General features: G+C 72.4%; 2 protein-coding genes. Both read right to left on the bottom strand.

Going from position 1 to position 3,307, the window contains the following annotated elements; genetic code table 11:
• Positions 1 to 1,575, bottom strand: a 1,575-nt coding sequence (locus ADL29_RS40110) for a type I polyketide synthase (RefSeq protein ID WP_245689843.1), incomplete at its 3' end; no start/stop codon positions are given.
• Positions 1,572 to 3,230: a polyketide synthase dehydratase domain-containing protein gene (locus ADL29_RS40115; protein ID WP_281182030.1), complete on the bottom strand. Its 1,659-nt coding sequence runs from the start codon at positions 3,228 to 3,230 to the stop codon at positions 1,572 to 1,574. The genes ADL29_RS40110 and ADL29_RS40115, both read right to left, overlap by 4 nt.
• Between the last annotated feature and the right edge of the window lie 77 nt (positions 3,231 to 3,307).

Genomic DNA, 3,307 nt, shown 5'->3' on the forward strand with positions numbered 1-3,307 from the left:
GCCGTGCTCCTCGTACAGCTCCCGGAAGGCGGCCTTGAGCCCGTTGATCTCGACCGGGTCGCCGAGCTCGGTGCCGGTGCCGTGCGCCTCGATGTAGCCCACGGTCCGGGGGTCGATGCCCGCGGTGCGGTAGGCGTGCCGGATCAGTGCGGCCTGGGCCTTGGGGTTGGGCGCGGTCAGGGAGGTGGAGCGGCCGCCGTGGTTCTCGGCCGTCGAGCGGATCAGGCCGTGGATGTGGTCGCCGTCGCGCTCCGCCGCCGACAGGCGCTTGAGCACCAGCATGCCCACGCCCTCACCCCGGGCATAGCCGTCGGCACGGTCCGAGAAGGTCTTGCAGCGGCCCTCGACGCTGAGCATCCCGGACTTGCTGAAGCTGACGTGGCCGTCGGGGACCACCATGGTGTTGATGCCGCCGACGACGGCCATCTCGCACTCGCCGCGGTGGATCGAGACGACGCCCCGGTGCATGGCGACCAGGGAGCTCGAACAGGCGGTCTCGATCGGCTCGCTCGGACCGTGCACGTCCAGGAAGTAGCTCATCCGGTTGGGGCCGACGGAGGGGACGCTGCCCGTGGGCGTGACGCTCTCGCCCCAGCCGCCGCTGCGGTCGGAGAGCAGGCCGTAGCCGGTGTCGCCGGTGCCGACGAACAGGCCGAGACTGCTCCCGGCCAGGGCGTCCGCGGCGTAACCGGCGTCCTCCAGCGCCTTCCACACGTACAGCATCAGCAGGCGCTGCTGCGGGTCCATGTGGACGGCGTCCTTGGGAGCGATGCCGAAGAACAGCGGATCGAAGTCGGCGATGCCGTCCATGAAACCGCCCCACTTCACGTTGGTGCGGCCCGGTTCCTGGAAGGGGTCGCCGAAGAGGGCGCGCCAGTCCCACCGGTCGGCGGGGACTTCGGTGATGCAGTCGCGGCCGTCGTGCAGGTTCCGCCAGAAGGCGTCGAGGTCCTCGGCCTGGGGGAACCGGCCACTCATGCCGACCACGGCGATGGGGTCGTCCCGTCGGTCGGCGGGCGCGGGGACGGGTACGGCCGGTGCGGGCGTGGCGGCGGGCTGTACGACGGGGGGCTCCGTGGCGGCGGCCGGCGCCTGCAGCCCCAGGCGGGCGGCCAGCGCGGGGCCGTACTCCTCGGTCAGGTGGGTGCCGAAGGCCTGGATGGTCGCGTGCTCGAACAGCACGGTGGGTACCAGCTCCAGGCCCAGCGCGTCGTTCACCATGTTCACCAGCTGGGTGATGACGAGGGAGTCGAGCCCGTACTCGCTGAGGTCGACGTTCACGTCCAGGTCGGCCGTGGTGACCTTCAGCAGCTCGCAGACCTTCTCCACCACGACGGCGCAGACCCGCTCCGTCAGTGCCTCGGTGTCGGCAACGCCGGCCGACGTTGCGGCCGGTGCCTGTATCTGTGTCTGCGCCGGTGTCTGTGTCTGTGTCTGTGTTTGCGCCTGTGTCTGTGTTTGCGCCTGTGTCTGCTGCCAGTCGCGGAGCAGGCGGAGCGCTTCCGCCCGTCCCACCCGTCCCTCGCGGATCAGCCGGTGCAGGTCGTCCAGGGATGCGATGCGGAGGGTGCTCATGCCAGGCTCCTCTTGAATTCGTCCGCGCTCATCTCGCGCCGGCCGATGGCTTCGATCAGGTCCAGCAGGTAGGCGTCGTCGGGACCGGACGGTGGCTCGGGTGTCTGTGCGGCGGGCCGGATGGGCTCGCCGTCAGCGGTAGTCCCGCTGCCGTCGGCCGTGCGGACGCTGAAGCCGCGGAGGCGTACGCACACCTCGCCGTCGTCGTCGCAGAGGTCGAGGTCGAGACGGCGTACCGCGCCCCCGTGGTCGTCCTCGGCAAAACGGACGACCGCCCAGGCGGTGCCCGGGACCGCCCGCGGCACCGCCAACTCGCCCAGCGCGTACGGCAGTGCCGTGCGCGGTGTGCCGGGTTCGTCGGCGAAGAGGCCGAGCGTGGCGTGCAGGGCGGCGTCGAGCATGGCCGGGTGGAGTACGTAGCCGCTCTCGCGGGCCGCGGCGGCGGGCAGCTTCAGCCGCGCCATCGACTGCCGCGAGCCGGTGTGCAGGCGCTCGATGCCGCGCAGCGCCGGGCCGTAGGCCATGCCGATGCCGGTGAGGCGTGCGTAGCAGGTTTCGGCGTCGAGCACGGGGCCGTCGCACTGTGCGCGCAGGGCCGCGAGGTCGAGCCGCTCGGCGGGCGCAGCGGTGGCGCGCCGCAGCCGGCCGCGGCCGAAGACGACGCGTGCGCCGTCGTCGCCCTCCGCGTACACCTCGTAGTCCAGTCCGCCGCCCGACCGGGTGGTCAGCGCGGTGTGCACATCGGTCGCCCGGTCGACGACGAGGGGGCGCAGCCAGGATGCCGACTCCAGCGACCAGGCGTGTTCGTCGCCGCCGGCCGCCTGGACCGCGGCGGCGCGCGCCATCTCCAGGTAGGCCACCGCCGGCAGCACCGGCACGGCGTCCGGGCGGCCGTCGGAGGCGGTGGCCGTCTCCCCCGCCCGGGCCGGTACGCGGTGGTCGGCGAGGAAGAATTCGCGGCCGGTGAAGTGTGAGGTGTAGCGGTGCTCGTTCAGGTCGGACGTGTTCGTGTGCACCAGGGGGTGCAGTGCCGACGCCGGTGTGCCGTTCGTGCCGTTGGTGCCGTTCGCGGGACGTGTGGTGTCGACCCAGTAGCGCCGGAGGCGGAACGGATAGGTCGGCAGGGCGATCCGGCGCGGGTGGCGCCCGGTGTGGAGGCGGTCCCAGTCGACGGGGGCGCCGTCCACCCATGACTGGAGCAGGCGGGCCCAGTCCCGTCGGTCCGCGGTGGTGGGGTCGTCGTGCGGGCCGAACCCGGCCGGGACGTCCGGCAGTTCGACGCCGCGCGGCACCTTGCCGCGGAAGACGTCGACCGCGGGCTCGCCGCGCAGCCAGGACTCGAGTGCTTCCCTGAGTTCGCCGGTCGTGCGAACCAGGCAGGCGAGGCGCTCGGTCATGGGCGTGCGTCCGGTCCCTGTGGTGTAGGCGATCGCCCCCATATCGGTGTCGTCGTAGTCGCCGCGGCGCAGGACGTCCACCCAGCGCTCGGCGAGTGCGCACAGCACGTCGGGGTGGCTCGCCGAGAGGACGACGGGGACGGGTGCGGTGGGCGCCGGATTCGGCTCGGGCGCCGTGCGCGGTACGTATTCCTCGAGGACGACATGGGCGTTGACGCCGCCGAAGCCGAAGGAGCTGACTCCGGCCCGGCGCGGCAGCTCACGGCCCTCGGCAGTCGCAGTGCAGGCTCTTGGCGAGCGTGCGGTGCCGCATCTGCAGCAGCACCTTGATCACA

This window comes from Streptomyces chattanoogensis, from assembly GCF_001294335.1.
GTDB classification, from domain to species: domain Bacteria; phylum Actinomycetota; class Actinomycetes; order Streptomycetales; family Streptomycetaceae; genus Streptomyces; species Streptomyces chattanoogensis.